19 protein-coding genes and 1 pseudogene are annotated in these 16,557 nt (G+C 38.9%); 9 read left to right on the top strand and 11 right to left on the bottom strand.

Translation table 11 applies throughout. The features are described 5' to 3' along the window. The first annotated feature begins 204 nt into the window (after nt 1–204). Complete coding sequence (locus ACIR310F_RS0101990; protein ID WP_028082382.1) at nt 205–594, top strand: MAPEG family protein; 390 nt, start codon at nt 205–207, stop codon at nt 592–594. A 125-nt stretch (nt 595–719) separates the two neighbouring features. Here the strand turns inward: ACIR310F_RS0101990 and ald are convergent, their stop codons facing one another. Continuing rightward, a complete protein-coding gene (ald, locus tag ACIR310F_RS0101985; protein ID WP_028082381.1) occupies nt 720–1,811 on the bottom strand; it encodes an alanine dehydrogenase in 1,092 nt (363 codons plus the stop codon). A 243-nt stretch (nt 1,812–2,054) separates the two neighbouring features. Between ald and ACIR310F_RS25100 the strand changes: the two genes are divergently transcribed. Next, complete coding sequence (locus ACIR310F_RS25100; protein WP_028082380.1) at nt 2,055–2,222, top strand: chlorophyll a/b-binding protein; 168 nt, start codon at nt 2,055–2,057, stop codon at nt 2,220–2,222. 662 nt (nt 2,223–2,884) lie between these two features. Here the strand turns inward: ACIR310F_RS25100 and ACIR310F_RS0101975 are convergent. Then, the gene (locus tag ACIR310F_RS0101975) at nt 2,885–3,247 is read right to left on the bottom strand and encodes a single-stranded DNA-binding protein (protein ID WP_028082379.1); all 363 of its coding nucleotides are present in this window, start codon (nt 3,245–3,247) and stop codon (nt 2,885–2,887) included. 691 nt (nt 3,248–3,938) lie between these two features. On the opposite strand from ACIR310F_RS0101975, the gene ACIR310F_RS0101970 reads away from it, so the two are divergent. The 6 genes from ACIR310F_RS0101970 to ACIR310F_RS0101940 all read left to right on the top strand — a co-directional run bounded on the left by ACIR310F_RS0101970 (nt 3,939) and on the right by ACIR310F_RS0101940 (nt 8,855). After that, on the top strand, nt 3,939–4,946 hold the full coding sequence (locus ACIR310F_RS0101970; RefSeq protein WP_028082378.1) for a rod shape-determining protein: 1,008 nt from the start codon (nt 3,939–3,941) through the stop codon (nt 4,944–4,946). Nucleotides 4,947–5,195: 249 nt separating this feature from the next. Continuing rightward, complete coding sequence (mreC, locus tag ACIR310F_RS0101965; RefSeq protein ID WP_028082377.1) at nt 5,196–5,984, top strand: rod shape-determining protein MreC; 789 nt, start codon at nt 5,196–5,198, stop codon at nt 5,982–5,984. Nucleotides 5,985–6,398: 414 nt separating this feature from the next. Then, on the top strand, nt 6,399–6,725 hold the full coding sequence (locus ACIR310F_RS0101960; RefSeq protein ID WP_028082376.1) for a hypothetical protein: 327 nt from the start codon (nt 6,399–6,401) through the stop codon (nt 6,723–6,725). A 551-nt stretch (nt 6,726–7,276) separates the two neighbouring features. Continuing rightward, nucleotides 7,277–7,651, top strand: coding sequence for a hypothetical protein (locus tag ACIR310F_RS0101950; RefSeq protein ID WP_028082374.1), 375 nt, complete (start codon nt 7,277–7,279; stop codon nt 7,649–7,651). Between the two features lie 124 nt (nt 7,652–7,775). Continuing rightward, nucleotides 7,776–8,204, top strand: coding sequence for a hypothetical protein (locus ACIR310F_RS0101945; protein ID WP_028082373.1), 429 nt, complete (start codon nt 7,776–7,778; stop codon nt 8,202–8,204). Between the two features lie 150 nt (nt 8,205–8,354). Then, nucleotides 8,355–8,855, top strand: a complete 501-nt coding sequence (locus ACIR310F_RS0101940; RefSeq protein ID WP_028082372.1) for a hypothetical protein — start codon at nt 8,355–8,357, stop codon at nt 8,853–8,855. A gap of 86 nt (nt 8,856–8,941) precedes the next feature. Here ACIR310F_RS0101940 and opcA read toward each other — a convergent pair whose 3' ends face one another. Beyond that, nucleotides 8,942–10,309: a glucose-6-phosphate dehydrogenase assembly protein OpcA gene (opcA, locus tag ACIR310F_RS0101935; RefSeq protein ID WP_196803146.1), complete on the bottom strand. Its 1,368-nt coding sequence runs from the start codon at nt 10,307–10,309 to the stop codon at nt 8,942–8,944. A 24-nt stretch (nt 10,310–10,333) separates the two neighbouring features. Between opcA and ACIR310F_RS27230 the strand changes: the two genes are divergently transcribed. Beyond that, the gene (locus ACIR310F_RS27230; protein WP_269208329.1) at nt 10,334–10,459 is read left to right on the top strand and encodes a hypothetical protein; all 126 of its coding nucleotides are present in this window, start codon (nt 10,334–10,336) and stop codon (nt 10,457–10,459) included. 68 nt (nt 10,460–10,527) lie between these two features. Here the strand turns inward: ACIR310F_RS27230 and zwf are convergent, their stop codons facing one another. The 8 genes and pseudogenes from zwf to rcbX all read right to left on the bottom strand — a co-directional run bounded on the left by zwf (nt 10,528) and on the right by rcbX (nt 16,415). Further along, nucleotides 10,528–12,057, bottom strand: coding sequence for a glucose-6-phosphate dehydrogenase (gene zwf, locus ACIR310F_RS0101930; RefSeq protein WP_028082370.1), 1,530 nt, complete (start codon nt 12,055–12,057; stop codon nt 10,528–10,530). Nucleotides 12,058–12,549: 492 nt separating this feature from the next. Next, on the bottom strand, nt 12,550–13,587 hold the full coding sequence (gene fbp, locus ACIR310F_RS0101925; RefSeq protein ID WP_028082369.1) for a class 1 fructose-bisphosphatase: 1,038 nt from the start codon (nt 13,585–13,587) through the stop codon (nt 12,550–12,552). A 311-nt stretch (nt 13,588–13,898) separates the two neighbouring features. Beyond that, the gene (locus tag ACIR310F_RS0101920; protein ID WP_028082368.1) at nt 13,899–14,126 is read right to left on the bottom strand and encodes a hypothetical protein; all 228 of its coding nucleotides are present in this window, start codon (nt 14,124–14,126) and stop codon (nt 13,899–13,901) included. Between the two features lie 5 nt (nt 14,127–14,131). Continuing rightward, entirely contained in the window at nt 14,132–14,266 is a 135-nt protein-coding gene (locus ACIR310F_RS27225) for a hypothetical protein (protein WP_269208328.1), read from the bottom strand. Between the two features lie 21 nt (nt 14,267–14,287). Continuing rightward, on the bottom strand, nt 14,288–15,040 hold the full coding sequence (locus ACIR310F_RS0101915; RefSeq protein ID WP_028082367.1) for a class I SAM-dependent methyltransferase: 753 nt from the start codon (nt 15,038–15,040) through the stop codon (nt 14,288–14,290). A 217-nt stretch (nt 15,041–15,257) separates the two neighbouring features. Next, entirely contained in the window at nt 15,258–15,389 is a 132-nt protein-coding gene (locus ACIR310F_RS27220; RefSeq protein ID WP_269208327.1) for a hypothetical protein, read from the bottom strand. Nucleotides 15,390–15,463: 74 nt separating this feature from the next. After that, nucleotides 15,464–15,793, bottom strand: coding sequence for a ribulose bisphosphate carboxylase small subunit (locus tag ACIR310F_RS0101910; protein ID WP_028082366.1), 330 nt, complete (start codon nt 15,791–15,793; stop codon nt 15,464–15,466). Between the two features lie 213 nt (nt 15,794–16,006). Then, nucleotides 16,007–16,415: pseudogene (rcbX, locus tag ACIR310F_RS0101905) on the bottom strand (RuBisCO chaperone RbcX). Nucleotides 16,416–16,557 lie beyond the last annotated feature (142 nt).

The following is a 16,557-nucleotide window of genomic DNA, read 5'->3' as shown; positions in this document are numbered from 1 at the left end:
TGGCGTGAAAAATTGTCGTTATGACAAGGGAACAGGGAACAGGGAACAGGGAACAGGGAACAGGGAACACAGAAAGAAAGACAGAATTGATACCTACTGAGTCTTGTATGGCTACGCCACGCCAGCTATCAAAAATCAAATAGGAGTCCCATATCATCTATAATACTTTGTAGATAAAGCCAATTTCTAATTTTATTAAAGTTTATGTCCCCTTATCCTAGTTTAGTGACTGTTTCCGCACTTATACTATACTTCGTCGTCACAATCAATGTTGGTAGAGCTAGATTTAAGTATCAAGTCCCTGTACCACAGACTACAGGAAACCTCGATTTTGAAAGAGTATTACGGGTACAGCAAAACACCTTAGAACAACTGGCTCTATTTATCCCAGCTTTATGGTTATTTTCTCTTTACGTTAGTCCTATTTGGGGTTCTGGGCTAGGTGCGGCTTGGGTAGTAGGACGTATTGCTTATGCTTGGGGATATTACCAAGCTGCGGAAAAACGCGGTCCAGGTTTTGCAATTAGTTCTTTAAGTAGTATTGCGTTAATTCTCGGTTCATTAGTGGGTATTATTTTATCAATGGTGAAATAGTTTTTGACGCTATTTTATCTATTAACTTTTACCCCTAGTAATATACTTTTACAGGATAATATGGCTCAATCTTGTGGTGCGGGCATCTTGCCCGCTATAATTATACAAATTAAATGGGGTACAACTTACTCAACTAAATCAGGGAACACCTCTTTGACAGCAGGGTGTACAAGATGGTGATTTTTAACGTTTAAACCTTTTGCTAAAGCTTGATTAAGCTCTAAAGCTTTAGTTCCCAAATTTGCTAACTGGACAGTATAGGGTAAGGTGCTGTTGTTGAGAGCTTGTGTTGATGTCCAAGGTACTGCTCCTGGCATATTCGGAACTCCATAATGTACTACTCCCTCATCAATATATACGGGATTTGTATGAGATGTTGGTTGTAGTGTTTCAACGCATCCACCTTGATCCACAGCCACATCAACAATCACTGAACCAAGACGCATTTGTTTAACTAATTCACGGGATACTAAAATCGGTGCTTTTTTACCAGGAATTAAAACTGCACCAATCAGTAAATCAGCTTCTTTAACTGCGGCTTCAATATGGGCAGAATTACTGTAAAGTAATTCTACTCTCGAACCAAACAGGGTTTCTAAGTAGGATAACCGTTCCACATTAACATCTAATATTTGCACCATTGCGCCCATACCTACGGCAATTTTTGCGGCTTCTGTACCCACCACACCACCACCTAAAATCACCACTTTACCAGCCTTGACTCCCGGTATACCCCCTAAAAGTACACCTCTTCCTCCTTGTTGACGTTCTAAGAATCTAGCACCAAATTGGACCGCTAACCGACCAGCAACAATACTCATAGGAGTGAGTAAGGGAAGTCTATTTGCTCCCGGTTGTTCTACGGTTTCATAAGCGATCGCACAAATGCCACAATCAATTAAATATTCTGTTAATTGGCGATTTGCTGCTAAATGTAAATAAGTAAATAACAACTGTTCTTTTTGCAAGAACTTATACTCACTTGTCAAAGGCTCTTTTACCTTAATAACTAACTCTCTATCCCAAGCAGCACTGGCTTTATCAACAATTTCAGCCCCAGCATTGCTGTAATCCTTATCAGTAAATCCCGCACCATTACCAGCTTGACTTTCTACAAATATATGATGGCCATTTTCCCGTAAGACCCTGACACTAGAGGGACTTAACCCTACTCGAAATTCTTGATCTTTAGTTTCTTTAGGAACACCAATTTCCATTAATCACCTCTCATATTTTATTGTTTCACTTTAGCGTGCCAGCACCTATCTGACTATTTCCGTATTCAGCAATTCAAAATCCGAAATTTTTAGTCTCTTTCACCTTGACTAATCGGCCAGTTTTATTACAATAGATAAAGAATAATGAAAAAATGTAAAGCACCGATCACTATACTCCGAAATTTAGTTGCAAGATCCCTGTAAATTTTTGTTTGACAATCACAAGAGAGAAATTACTCAATTATGACACAACAACCAACTGCTACCCCTAAATTAGAAGAACCTAAGTTTGGCTTTAATGAATATGCCGAACGATTAAATGGCAGAGCGGCTATGATTGGCTTTATTTTAATGGTTGTGATTGAATACACTACCAATCAAGGTGTACTTTCATGGCTAGGTCTTAAGTAAATTTATCATAGGATTTACGCAAAATACCTCTCAAATCTTGATTCTCTCTATTCCGTGGCTCGTGCGTAAGTCCTATTTCACGATTAAATACCCATCTTTAGAGAAGTAAGATAGTGTTTTAAAAGTCTAAATTCATACATATCAGGGCGGTTAGAAACCGCGTCTACACAGGCTAAACCCACCCACGTGGGTTTGAAAACTTTAATTTTGTGTTAGTCCACGTTCGCGCAGCGTTCCGCAGGAATAGGTGGACTTTGTTTGTGTAGTAGCGATAGCGCAGCGTGGCGTAAGCCATATTATATTCGCCGAAAAGTTTTCTTAAACTTATCTATAATAACAAACCCAGAAAATCCCTGTATCGCTAATCCAATTAGATTTTAAATGTTTTCCCGCAAAACCGATAAGTTTTTCCAATCAAACTTTTATAAAATAGGTCGCACTATTAAATAACCCCTATATTCTCAATAATCTTGAGAATATTCTCAATAGTTAAACGAAAAAAGTTAATTTGAGGGCTTGATATTCTCAACTATTTTTTGTACAATAATTTTGATTATAATCTACTTGGGTTATTTTTTTATAAAATCTGAGCAGGGATTCCTAGATTGTAAAAATTCTTGAGTATTCTCAGAGGACTTACGCATTTGCGTAAATCCTGTAGATTAAAAATTATCTGGAGACATATCAGACATACCACCTTCATTATCACGTTTAGAACCAAGTAACTCTAGTTGTTCTACATGAATAACTGGACTGGAACGATTGACTCCGGTTTGGCGATCGCTCCAGGAATCAAATTTCAAAGAACCTTTAACCCCAATCAAGCTACCTTTACGGACATAATTACCGGCAACTTCCGCAGTTTTTCCCCAGAGTTCTAGATTAAACCAGTCTGGCTTATCGTTGTTACGGGATCTTCTATTTACTGCTAAAGTCAATCTACATTTAACTGTACCCGACTCAAAATACTTCATATCTGGGTCACCACCTACACGACCAACAAGGGTAACAACATTAATGCTCATAGCTTTTACTTTTGGTACATTTGTATTTTATGATTCATAATACAGCAGTTTCCGAGATGATGAAATGATCAGGTACAGATATTAATCATAAAAATCTTGTGGTGCGGGCATCTTGCCAGCTAAAAGTGTACCCCATCATTGGATGAAATCTGCCGTATATTAACTATAATAACTAAACCTCGTCCGAGTTGAAAACTGGAGTTTTTCCAGCCTGGAACAGGGAACAGGGATTTGGGAACTAATAGCGATTATAGCGAATTATTGTCTAGTTAGGTACAAAATCATCTGTACTAATCTGCGTTTAATTCTGACTTTTTGTACCTCACTTGAATGGAAATTGCTATCAGAAAAAACTGTGGGTTTCAAACTAGATGGAGTTTAATTGTAAAATTATTGAAAATCTGTTACAATCCTGAAAATTAAGTCTATCAAAACATTCAAAAAATAATTGGCATTAAAAAAGTTATCCGGTTGTACCGAGTGATATTCAAAAAATAGAACACAACAGTCCTGAAACTAAAATCAAAATTGACAAAAGCTAGATAAAAAAATAGTCTAGTTTACTAGAATCAGGCAAACAAACATCATGTAATCCGTCATTATTAACTCTTATCTTGATAGTCACAATTAGCATAAATAGGGGGAACACAGACACGTGGGTCTTTTCAGGAATTTTCGTCCATCATGGGATATGGGTATCGACCTCGGTACAGCCAATACCCTAGTTTATGTATCAGGTAAAGGAATTGTCCTGCAAGAACCTTCTGTAGTTGCCATTGATCAAAATCTCAAAGTGGCGCTGGCAGTGGGAGAAGAAGCAAAAAAAATGCTCGGTCGGACTCCAGGTAATGTAGTAGCTCTGCGTCCCTTGCGTGACGGTGTGATTGCTGATTTTGATACGGCAGAATTGATGCTAAAAAGCTTTATCCAGCGGGTAAATGAAGGTAGATCCCTGATGTTACCCCGCATCGTAATTGGCATTCCTAGTGGTGTCACAGGAGTAGAAAGACGAGCCGTCATGGATGCAGCTACTCAAGCCGGTGCTAGAGAAGTATATTTAATTGATGAACCAGTCGCAGCGGCCATTGGTGCAGGACTACCAGTTGCCGAACCCACTGGTAATATGATTATTGATATCGGAGGTGGAACAACAGAAGTAGCGGTATTAAGTCTGCAAGGGACAGTAATTAGCGAGTCAGTACGCATTGCAGGAGATGAACTAACAGAAGCAATTATTCATTATATGAAGAAAATTCATAATCTGGTAATTGGTGAACGTACTGCTGAGGATATTAAAATTAGGATTGGTTCTGCCTATCCCACCGAAGATGATAATGATAAAATAATGGAAGTCCGTGGACTGCATTTGCTTTCTGGCTTACCCAGAACTGTCACCATCAAAGGTGCTGAAATTCGGGAAAGTATGGTAGAGCCACTGGCAGTAATTATAGAAGCAGTGAGACGCACACTAGAACGCACACCTCCAGAACTGGCAGCAGACATTATTGATCGTGGAATCATGTTAGCGGGTGGTGGCGCATTACTCAAAGGACTGGATACTTTAATTAGTCATGAGACAGGTATTGTTACCCATATAGCAGCAGATCCTCTATGCTGTGTAGTTTTGGGAACAGGTCGTGTATTAGAAAACTTCAAGCAGTTGGAGAGAGTATTCAGCGGACGTTCTCGCAATATGTAACAAAAATCAGTTAGTTAGGAATACTGGATTCTGTATTTATGAACAACTAACTATAGAATCCTTCTTTTTTTGATAAAAAGTATACAGGAGTATGGACAACATCATGCAGCACTATCACAAGCACCACAGGGCGAAAATTCTACTAACGGAATTTTGGTATAGAAACACTAAAACCGGAGAAAGCCATATTTATGCAACTTTTGAATAATTTACTTTTACATAATTTATAGAAATATATACGGATATCTTATGTTAACTGCAAGACGCTGGTGGGAATACAAAGGATTACAAATAGGGTTATTAGCTCTAGTTTTAGGTGGTGCGTGGACAATCAGAGAAACAAAAGGTGCTTTATTGCGTGAAATGTATCAAGCAATAACTAGCCCTTTACAAATGTTGCACTCAGGAACAATTCCTGAGCAAAGTATCCAGGATGCGAGATTTTTAGAATTACGAACCCGCATAGTTGATCTGGAAAGCCAAAATCAAAAGTTAAAAAATTTACTGGGTTATACGGAGAAAGAAGCCGGGGAGCAAAAACCGATTATAGCACGGGTGGTGGGACGTAGTGCTGATAACTGGTGGCAACAAGTGATTTTAAATCGGGGGACAACATCGGGTATTCAAGAAGGTTCTATTGTTAAAGCTGATGGTGGATTAGTAGGTCTGGTAGAAAGTGTGACTAATAATACTAGTCGTGTATTGTTAGTTAGTGATTTGAAAAGTCAAGTAGGAGTGACTATCAGCCGGACTTCAGCTAAAGGGATTTTGCAGGGTGATTCTTCTGCAGAAGGGATCTTAGAATTTTACGAAAAAGTCCCTAATGCCAGAGTAGGTGATTTAGTGTCCACATCTACTTATAGTCAGAAGTTCCCGGCTGGTTTAGCCATAGGTAGAATTAAGTCTCTAGATTTAAAGAAACTCCCGGCTTCAGTAGCAAGGGTAGAGTTATTTCCGCCAATTCAGTATTTGGACTGGGTAACTGTTTATCCTAAACCAGAGAAACAGGATTTGGAAACCCCAACCGTGACTAAATAATGTGGAATAATTGTTTTCTGTATCTACATTAGGTAGATCATGCTTCTAACTAAAAAAACCGTAAAATTACTGTAAAGCCTTAGCAGAGGTATCATGGCAGAATTTAATAAGCTGTTACGCATCTAAATTTAATAATCTTAACCTGGCTAGATGTTGTGGCGCGGGCATCTTGCCCGCTAGAATCATACAAATTAAATGGAGTACAGCTTAGTAATTTTCTGAGAATTAGTGTAAGTTTTTGTAACAAACAGTTGACTCACCGTTGCAGAAGTTGTATATTCAGTACATGGCCTTAGGCATAGAAAACAGAGAATAAAAGACGGGTGGGGCTTCTTTGGGCTTTTATTCTCACGAGGGAAAGAAATCTGGCTAGATGTAAGTCAAATTTACAGTGTCAAACTCATAAGATTAACCATGAATAAGTTTATCTTGGCTTTACTAACTGTTGGTGCTATTGCCACTGCTGCTGTTCCTGCTAATGCTGGTGATATTGGTAACGTCCAAACATCCGATCAAAATTCTGTGATTACAGGTAGTGGTAACTACACTCGTCAACAAGTCAACCAAAGGGGACAAGTAAACCAAAGAGTTAACAGACGTGACTCTGGAGACTCTGCAAATATCCAAGATGCTCGTCAAAGTTCTGATGTTCTTGGTGAAGGTAACGTAACTGAACAGAAGTCAAATCAACAATACAGAGAAAACCGCACTCAAGGTGAACGGAGATGGAAACGTTATTAAGTCGGTAATTGCTGCTTATTGGTAGATTGAATGTAGGGGTAATACAATTAATTATTGGCTTTATCTCTACTTTTTCTCTGTAAATTTAGTTTAGGTACATCACTCGTGCAATTTCGCCAACTTAAACTTTTACTAATTACATTGGGTTTGATCTTCCCTATGGTAGCTCAAGCAGGTGAAATGAATCTGCAAGTAGGAAAAATCAAAATTAACAGAGACTATCGAGGAAATACTACGGTAAATACAGGGGAAATGCAATTAGATTCTGAACCCGATATATCCCGTAGCCAGAGGAATTATGAACCCGATATATCCCGCGGACAGAGGAACTATGAACCCGATATATCCCGTAACCTAAGAAATCTGGATTCTGCAATTAGAAGTAGAAATATCAACAAATTGAAACGGAATTGTACTGATTCTAACAATGAAGTTGTGAGCCACCAAACTACAAAAACTAGAGGTTCTAACCAGCGAAGAACTCAAACAAGTACTGTATCCGTTTCTTGTAATTAATTGTCTTGTAATTAATTATACTTAGGAGAATATAAATGCAGTATAATCTTTTGTCTTTAGGTCGTATATCGGCCTTATTGGCTCTGACATTGACACCAGTGTTTACAGAATCTGCCTTTGCTCAATGTGTAAATTCTCATGTTGGTGTGCAAGTAAATATTTCTGAACGTCCAGCAAAACAAGGTTCTAATATCGAAATGGGAAGTACAGGACCTTGTACGGGAAATGTCAATTCTTCTAGTGCAACACAAGTCAATATTGGCGGTCGAGGACAAGCTGAACAACAACAAAATGTAAATCAGCAAATGCGAGGTGGTAAAGGTAATCCCACAGGTGTTAATGGACCCACTATTAACAATAGCTTGGTTGTACCTATAAATGTCAGAACACCTAAGAATTTTAATCGCTAGAAATTAGGGACTTTTCGTTTTCTGTGATTTTTATCGAAGGGTTTAGTATTGCTAAACTCTTCCTAAAAAATTCAAGGTTTAAAAAATAAATATTTTAATTACCAAACAATAGGACAAAGGAAAAATGAATATTAAGCAAATAGTTAACATGACATTTTGTGCTGCTATTTTAATTCTCAGTATGCCTGTTTTCATGCCTAATTTAGTTTTTGGTAGTTCTCATTATCTCAAGGATAGCAAACAAGAAACGACTATTAATTTAACTGAGGATGATCTCAAGGAAAACTTGCTTTTAAAAATTAATACTGTGAATAATTTCTCTGGAAATATTAAACTAAATGGCAAGAATATTAAAAAAATAGAAGGTAATAGTACAGAAATTACTCTGTTGAAGCTTTTAAAAAAAGGTAAAAATATTATAGAAATTAATGGTGTTGACAAGTCTATTGGATCTACTTTGCGAGTAGAACTAATAGGAGCAAACACACAGATTTCTCAAGAAAGTGGAGGGAGTGGTGATATCCAGCATATTTTAGTTATTTATGTACCTTAAAACAACAAATTTTTGGATAATGAAAATAAAGAATTGAGAATCATGATCAATTAAAATAATCCATGGTTACATAGTTAGAATTTTTGAAGGGTAATACTTGATCCATTAAATTGGAATTTTGTCTTCACTATCAGGGGTAAAAAACAAATTATGTTCACAAAAAAAATCTTTTTATTTACTACTAGCATTAGTTATCTGCTAATATCGGAATTACTGGTAAATAGACCTGCTTTCTCTCAGTCTGCTCCCCAAAGCACTAATAGCAGTTCTCAAGTAACAGGGGATTACAATAATGTTTTTCAGACTCCTAATCAAAATAGCAATCTTAATGTATTTAACTTTCCCAATATATACCCGCTGAATCATTCTATTAATACTCCTGTGAATACAGAAAATGATTTTGGGTTTAATGTTTCTGCGGGTGTAAATACTCTTGATTCTAATAATGTAACAGTGTATCTAGGATTGATTTTTCAGCCCGGTAGAACTGATTCACATAAAATCAGAATGCAAAAGATTGTTAAAGAAACAGAGTTATTAGAAACACAAAAAAAGATTGCTGAAGGACAACTGCAATTAGTGCAAAAACAAATTTCCGAAGCAGAATTGAAATTACAACAGTTGTCACCTGCAAATAATCAAAATCAGTAAAAATATAATACAGAAATAGGGAAATTTACCTTAGTGGGGTGGGTAATGGTGTTACCCATTACCCATTACCCATTACCCATTACCCATTACCCATTACCTAACTTAATAGTGTTACCAATGAGAGTGAGACTTTCCTCAAATAAAGCTTCCCGTCCCCAGCGTTGTACCTGTTGACTTAACAAAGCTTCTGCCTTTTGTTCGGAAAGAGAACTTACCTGTTGAAACAACCCAGCCGACTGAGCGCCTCCATGGGTTTCCATTCGCATACAACCGCCTGTTTCTGAACAAATCACAGTGCCACAATTGGCGTGAAGATTAGTAGAACTCAAGCGTAAACCAATTAAATCACCGACAATTTCCCCAATATCAGCAATGGGAACCCCTGCTAACTCGGCCTCTATGTGTCTTTGGTCTGGAGAGAGAAAATTAATGTATGTGATGTCATAATCACCCTTTTCCTGTCTATAGGCAACTGGTCGCCATTCCAAGCGACTAGCTAACCAACCTAAGTATAATAATGCTTGAGCAGCATTACCTTTTTCATAGTCAATATGAACACGATCAATTTCCTTGAGGGCTGCACGACGGTTAGGCGCGTCATAAGCTTCTGCTGCCAATTCTTGCCATGCTGATAAACGTCGCCAATTCAAATCAGCCAGAGGTATACCAGATTCTACTAATTGTTGCAAGCTGAGTAAATCATCTTCTGGTGTATTAAAGTTGCAAGAATCAACAATGACATTATTACATACCGATGCTAAACGCTTAAACAAAGGATTGGCAGCATCAGGTGTAGTTTTCCACCAGAGGAACTTAGGTAAACCACCAATTAACAAAGCCGGAATCATGCCCCCAATGCGTTCTAAAGCTGTAGCAGTACCAGTAAGAGTAATGTACTCACAACAGACAAGAGTGCTGGAAGATTGCTTTTGAATGGGACAATAGGCAGAAACTTGGGCTTTTACGCCTTCATCATCGCCGGCAATGGGACATAAAGCAATAATTCTGCAAGGGTTACGGGTAGCAATTTCATCAGCAATAGTGGGACTGGTAGGACTGAAAGTATACCCCATGGCCGTACCATGATTATCTCCATTTGGTCCAGTGCGCTGCTTTTGGAAATATTCAGCCCGTAAAGCAGTCAGAGTTTCCGGTGTAGCAATACCGCTTTCTGGAAGATGGTGCTTTTTCTGGACTTCCTGCAAAGCTGTTTTAGTTTGGGGTCCGAGAATACCATCCACTGGACCATTATAAAAGCCGGTGGCGGTTAACAAATACTGAGTTTCTTCTGGTTCGTAAACTACTAAAGTAAATGTTGTGGCCCGGGTAGCAGCGGGTAAAGTACCGTCTTCCCCTTGAAGACCGTAACTTTGCCAAACTTGATTCAGTTCTACCTCAATTTCTGTGAGGGAAACATCCTTGGGCGCTTGCAAAGAAAAAATCGTAGAAACCATAGTTAATATTGTGTCGGTTGTTAGTTGTCGGTTGTCCGTTGTTGGTTGTCAGTGGTCAGTGGTCAGTTGTCCGTTGTCCGTTGTCCGTTGTTAGTTGTTAGTTGTCGGTTGTTAGTTGTCGGTTGTCCGTTGTTAGTTGTCCGTTGTTAGTTGTCCGTTGTCAGTTGTCCGTTGTTAGTTGTTTTGCCACTGACCACTGACCACTGACCAAGGACCAGTTAAAGTCTGCGCCAGCGGCGGCCGTCTTGGTTAATTAATAATTCGGCTTCTGCTGGTTCCCAAGTACCAGCTTCATACTGGGGAATATTCGCAGGATTGCCTGGTAAATCCCATACAGACAAGGCAGGTGTAACTACTTGCCAAGCGGCTTCTACTTCGTCTGCCCGTGTAAACAAAGTTTGGTCGCCCATCATACAATCAAGGAAGAGACGATCATAGGCATCGGAAGTAGCGGAAATACCTAAAGAACCGTAGCTAAAATCCATATCTACGGAACGGGTACGGAAATCACCACCAGGCATTTTCACATCAAACCGGAGGGAAATACCTTCATTGGGTTGTATTCGCATGGCCAAAACGTTGGCGTTTGCTTGTTGAGCCGCAGAGGGGAACATTCTTGAAGGAACTTCGCGGAAATGAATCGCAATTTCACTGACTTTTTTCGGCATCCGCTTGCCAGTTCGTAAGTAAAAAGGAACACCTTGCCAACGCCAGTTATCCACCATAAACTTCATGGCCACGTAGGTGGGAGTAGTAGATTCAGGATTAACACCTGGTTCAGTTCGATACCCAGCCACCTGCTGACCTTTCATCCAACCCGCGCTGTATTGTCCACGAATTGCCGATTTTGACAAATTATTAACATCAGCCAAACGAGTCGCTTGTAATACTTTAACCTTTTCCGTGCGGATACTATCAGCATCCATGGAGTTAGGCGCTTCCATAGCGGTTAAACAGTAAAGCTGCATGAGGTGATTTTGCAGCATATCCCGCAACGCCCCGGCAGTTTCATAATAACCCGCCCGGTCTTCTACTCCGACGGTTTCGGCGACGGTAATTTGCACATGATCTACAAATTGCCGATTCCACAAAGGTTCAAAAATGGCATTAGCAAAGCGGAAAACCAGCAAGTTTTGGACTGTTTCTTTCCCTAAGTAGTGGTCAAGACGATAAACTTGGTTTTCTTGACAAACCTTTTGTACTACTTGGTTGAGGTTTTGAGCGGAGGCTAAATCACGACCAAAGGGCTTTTCGATGACTAAACGCTGTTTGTCGGGGTCTTCTAGCATTCCCGCTAACCCTAGCTGTTTAATGGCTTCAGGGAAGAAATTAGGGGCAACAGAGAGGTAAAACATCCGGTTTCCCCTTGTTCCCCGTTTTTCGTCTAGTTCAGCTAATAGGGTTTTCAGTTTTTGGTATCCTGCGGGGTCATCTATATTCCCCGGACAGTAAAATAAACCTTGGGAAAAGTCCTGCCAAAGTTCACCTAATTCTACATTAGCGTGAGCTTCTGCCATGCCTTTTTGCATTTGCTCACGGAAGTATTCATGACTCCATTCCCGACGCGCTACACCCACAATGGTGGTTTCAGCCGGAATACGTCTTTCTCTCCGCAATTTGTACAGCGCCGGTACTAACTTACGCCAGGTTAGATCTCCAGAAGCACCAAAGATGACGATAATTTGTGGTTCGGGCATCCCTTGCTGTTGTAGACCAACGCGTAATGGATTTTCTAGCAAACTGACCATAGGATTTCAGATTTTAGATTTTAGATTTTGCAAGAGGTAAAGGGCAAGTTCCTAAATTCCCCAATCTCCTCTATAGGTGAGAATAGCTTGACTTGACCTTTTAAAGAGTTCATGAGTGACACAGGAAGGACGCAGACACCATAGGATTTTGGATTTAGGATTTTGGATTTTCCAGGATCGCAGGTATAATATAAACTCCAGAATTTAAGTTACAGTAGTTTTCAAGCAAAAGTGCTACAAAAATAATCTATCTGTGTGGGTTTAAACTCTTGATTTACCCGTCTTGGACTTCTATTGGTCGGGGCTTCATGGGTTGAGAAAACCCAACTCGCGGGAATGTTGGGTTTCACTTCTTTCTACCCAACCGATAATTTTCTTAATTTACAACACTTTTAACTGGAGTGAGATACACCTTATGCGGGCAAGATGCCCGCACCACAAGAGTTTTATCATTAAGCTCTGGAATTTGGCATACGAATAAATGCTGTAACTTTAATGACCTGTTGGCATAAAAGACATCACTTTTTCTACATCCTCTTTACTACCAATGATTAAAGGTGTCCGTTGATGCAGTTTACTGGGAACTACATCTAAAATATCCATTGTTCCTGTGGTCGCTTTACCCCCAGCTTGTTCAATTAAAAACGCTAAGGGAGCAGTTTCATACAACAGACGTAATTTACCTTCTGGTTTTTGTAATGTTCCTGGGTACAGAAATACCCCACCCTGTAATAATATTCTGTGAATATCGCTCACCATTGCCCCACTGTAACGGGAACTATATCCTTCTGTACGATGAACATAACGAATATATTCTCTAAAGGGTTCATCCCACTGCCAGAAGTTACCATCATTAACACTATAGGTCGCGGCATGATTGGGCATTTTGATATTCTCTTCACAGAGAATAAATTCACCTAAACTAGGATCAAGAATAAAGGAATGCACTCCCGTACCTATGGTATACACTAGCATAGTGCTAGGTCCATATAGAATATATCCCGCTGCTAATTGTCTACGGCCATTTGTAAGCAAATCCTTAGCTTCACCATCAATATCTGCTCCTTCCTGTTGACGAATGGCAAAGATAGAACCTAAACTGAGATTATTATCTGTGTTCGATGAGCCGTCAATGGGGTCATAAAGCAGCGTATAACGACCAATGGGGCAATTTTCCGGGATATAGTAGGGTTTTTCCATTTCCTCGGAAGCCAGACGACAAACTAAGCCGCTTTGCTTGAAAACAGAGATAAATACTTCATTCGCGTAAACATCCATCTTTTTTACAGATTCCCCCTGGACGTTGACTTCTCCAGTAAATCCTAGCACCCCCTCCATTAAACCAGCCCGACTCAAACGACGAGCCACTAATTTACCCGCTAAAGCGATGCGATTCATCAGCGCACTTAAATCCTGGGCATCGGGTCCAAAACTATGTAATTGTTGGAGAACGTGGCGGGATAATGTTGTACAATCACGATCTAGAGCTTTATCTGTGGACAAATCCAAAGATTCTGATACTTGAGTCATATTAATTGCTGCTATGAGGTCGTGTTTATCTATGGCGATTTTTGGTCGTTGCTTCTATCTTAGAAAGGGAATTTGATAACTTAAAACTGATTTTATATAAACTAAAGAATTGAAATTTTGATTTTCTGATAAATAAAGAATCTGTGTGTCTTTAGACCACAGAGTGTCAAAAACAAATTAACAGATTATAAGTAGGTAAACGGAAAAAAACCGACATAAGTAACGAAAAGTAAAGTTGCTGAAAACCTCTTCCCTATTCCCTGTTCCCTGTTCCCTTGTCATAACGACAATTTTTAACGCCAACCTACTTATTATATTATGACCTCAAAAGAATGAACTTCTAAAACAGGACCAATCATTGCGGTTGTCATCAGATCATTTCTTACCTGTCCTGTGACTTTGGCTTTTTGTCCTGATTTGAGTAGGTTTTTATCAGCACTTTTAGGGATTTGGTAAGTGACACCATCTTCTGTCACAAAAGCCCAGACACCAAGGCCAATATTTCGACGTTCAATAGTACCAGTAATTGTCACGTTCATAACGTTTAATTGTTTAATTGTTTACTTGTTGAATTGTTTAATTTTTTACTTAAGTGAACGGAAAAAAACCGACATAAGTAACAAAAAGTAAAGTTGCCCAAAACCTCTTCCCTGTTGCCTGTTCCCTGTTCCCTTGTCATAACGACAATCTACTTAATTATTTAAGATGATGACAATTCCTGAGAAAAGCATAATAATTGTGTAGTGTTTAACTGGTCACGGTAGAGGCATTTAAACTGATTAAAACCCGATTTTTGACAGATTTCTTGGATAGTTTGTTGAGTTTCGGGAAAATCGCTGGTGGAAATATGCTCCTCGACCATTGAATACTCTTCTGGGGTGAGTAAAGACCAGTATTTTCGCACATTATCTAGGTAGCGGAGAATATAACTATCTCGGTCTTCTGTTTCTTGACGAATAATATCAATTAATATGAAAACACCTCCCGGAATCAGTAGATTTTGTAGCTGGTTAATAAAATGCTCTTTTTGCTGAAGCTGAAGATGGTGCAGCGCGAAAGAGATGAAAATTACATCAAATCTATGCTCTTGATCTAATGCCAAAGAAGGCACTACTTCTGAGAAATCTCCCTGATTTAAAGTTATGTCACAATTAATCTTTTTAAAATTCCCTTGGGCAATGTCTAATGCAGCTATGGATAAGTCTACACCATGATAGGAGGTAATATTAGTATTTGATAATACCAAACTAGTGAAACTGGCATCACCACATCCTAAATCAAGCATTTTAAAGGGTTTTTCAAAGTTGCTAAGAAGAAATTTATGTAATATTCCATAAATTTCACTGTGACCCATGTAATTATTATTGAGTACCTTTTGATAAATTTTCCACTGCTTGTTAAAAAACTCTTCTACTAGCAAGGATTCATTTTCGCCATTTTTTAGCTGTGTCATAATTTCTAGTTTTAGGGAGAACGTTTTTTAACAGAACTATTGCGGTAGATGGCTAGTAAATAAGGCACATATAGCAATCCTACGCCCATTGTGAGAAAATACGTAGATAAAAATTGTTATTTTATAAGCATTTGAGCCTTGTTAAACTCTCACATATCGTTGAGGATGACTATATAACTATCCTAACTTTATAAGTATCCTAACTTTAAATTATAAATTAAGTTAGAGAAAACCAATTTAACCAAGCTTGCCAATTTTCGACAATTCGAGCAAATTCTGCATAATTGTTATTAATTACTGACAGAATACTCAACTGAACATAGATACGTAACAGCTTATTCTGTACCAAAAACTAAAAAAGAGAGATAGAAAACTCTATCTCCCACCAGGGTATAAATAAGCTTAATTAAACCAAATCAGATTTTAGTATCTGCTGGGTTTGTGAACGATGAAGCTAAGAACTTGACACTGCTTAATGTTGTCAAAACCAACAACACGGATGTAGCAGTTGCTATACTGAGAACGGCAACCTTGTACTTCGCTTAATACTTCTTGAGTAGATTTAGCGCCGAACAAAGGCAACTTCCACATTGTCCAGTAGAGTTCTGTAGGTTCAGAAGTTTCGTTGAACTCAATCGCGGGGATGTATCCTTGGTTCAAAATATACTGAACTTGCTTGGCAATTTGCGCGTCAGACAGAGGAGGAAGGTAAGAAAGGGTTTCGTAACGACGCTCTTTTGGTAAAGTTTGCATAGCTTTTGATAAGTGGGGGAGATTTTTTATTACTTGGTTGACTGATTGAGAATTTTAGATTTTAGATTTTAGATTTTAGATTCAAAAAATTGGTACAAGTCCCCATCCTTGAGGATAGAAAAATTGTAACTCCCAAATCTAAAATTTCTGAGCTTCTAAACTTGAGGGTGAGGTCAATCCAAAATCCAAAATCGTAAATCCAAAATCGAGTGCCTAATTAGATAAATTATCTAAATCAGAATCAGATATTATCTGTCTTTGGTGTTTTTGGGCTGGTATCTGATAAGTTTAATTGCGTAATACGTTCGAGATGCTGGCGACGTTGTTCCATATTGGCCTGCTGAATACCAGTCATCACCATTTCTGGTAAAAACTCTGTCACTTCCGCCGCTATGTGTTCCCTGACAGTCATAATCCGCAAAGCCAAATCTGACTTTTCCAGAAACAGTTCCTCAATATATGCTTCTCCGTCTTGGATTTTGCCGGCGGAAAAGTTTTGCAACCAATGTGCTAAAGGTGGATTTGTTTCGCCTAGCTGCGCCAATACAGTCCTTAGTGCCTGATAAGTCAGGTAACTTTGGAGAGTTTTGGCTGTTTCTTTCGCAATTTGCTTTAAATCCATGCTTGATCCAGCCCTTGAGATTTTTAGATTTTGGATTGTTTATGAATCCAAAATCCCAAATCTTAAATGATCAGACGGTATCCATTGCTTCAAACTCGAACTTAATTTCTTTCCACAGTTCGCAAGCAACAGCCAATTCAGG

This window comes from Dolichospermum circinale AWQC310F (assembly GCF_000426925.1).
Taxonomy (GTDB): domain Bacteria; phylum Cyanobacteriota; class Cyanobacteriia; order Cyanobacteriales; family Nostocaceae; genus Dolichospermum; species Dolichospermum circinale.
This window is presented reverse-complemented; position numbering and strand designations above follow the sequence as displayed.

Excerpts from the sequence above, each read along its gene's own strand:
- ACIR310F_RS0101990 (WP_028082382.1), top strand. The coding sequence starts at position 205 with ATGTCCCCTTATCCTAGTTTAGTGACTGTTTCCGCACTTATACTATAC.
- ald (WP_028082381.1), bottom strand. The coding sequence starts at position 1,811 with ATGGAAATTGGTGTTCCTAAAGAAACTAAAGATCAAGAATTTCGAGTA.
- ACIR310F_RS25100 (WP_028082380.1), top strand. The coding sequence starts at position 2,055 with ATGACACAACAACCAACTGCTACCCCTAAATTAGAAGAACCTAAGTTT.
- ACIR310F_RS0101975 (WP_028082379.1), bottom strand. The coding sequence starts at position 3,247 with ATGAGCATTAATGTTGTTACCCTTGTTGGTCGTGTAGGTGGTGACCCA.
- ACIR310F_RS0101970 (WP_028082378.1), top strand. The coding sequence starts at position 3,939 with ATGGGTATCGACCTCGGTACAGCCAATACCCTAGTTTATGTATCAGGT.
- mreC (WP_028082377.1), top strand. The coding sequence starts at position 5,196 with ATGTTAACTGCAAGACGCTGGTGGGAATACAAAGGATTACAAATAGGG.
- ACIR310F_RS0101960 (WP_028082376.1), top strand. The coding sequence starts at position 6,399 with ATGAATAAGTTTATCTTGGCTTTACTAACTGTTGGTGCTATTGCCACT.
- ACIR310F_RS0101950 (WP_028082374.1), top strand. The coding sequence starts at position 7,277 with ATGCAGTATAATCTTTTGTCTTTAGGTCGTATATCGGCCTTATTGGCT.
- ACIR310F_RS0101945 (WP_028082373.1), top strand. The coding sequence starts at position 7,776 with ATGAATATTAAGCAAATAGTTAACATGACATTTTGTGCTGCTATTTTA.
- ACIR310F_RS0101940 (WP_028082372.1), top strand. The coding sequence starts at position 8,355 with ATGTTCACAAAAAAAATCTTTTTATTTACTACTAGCATTAGTTATCTG.
- opcA (WP_196803146.1), bottom strand. The coding sequence starts at position 10,309 with ATGGTTTCTACGATTTTTTCTTTGCAAGCGCCCAAGGATGTTTCCCTC.
- zwf (WP_028082370.1), bottom strand. The coding sequence starts at position 12,057 with ATGGTCAGTTTGCTAGAAAATCCATTACGCGTTGGTCTACAACAGCAA.
- fbp (WP_028082369.1), bottom strand. The coding sequence starts at position 13,587 with ATGACTCAAGTATCAGAATCTTTGGATTTGTCCACAGATAAAGCTCTA.
- ACIR310F_RS0101920 (WP_028082368.1), bottom strand. The coding sequence starts at position 14,126 with ATGAACGTGACAATTACTGGTACTATTGAACGTCGAAATATTGGCCTT.
- ACIR310F_RS27225 (WP_269208328.1), bottom strand. The coding sequence starts at position 14,266 with ATGACAAGGGAACAGGGAACAGGCAACAGGGAAGAGGTTTTGGGCAAC.
- ACIR310F_RS0101915 (WP_028082367.1), bottom strand. The coding sequence starts at position 15,040 with ATGACACAGCTAAAAAATGGCGAAAATGAATCCTTGCTAGTAGAAGAG.
- ACIR310F_RS0101910 (WP_028082366.1), bottom strand. The coding sequence starts at position 15,793 with ATGCAAACTTTACCAAAAGAGCGTCGTTACGAAACCCTTTCTTACCTT.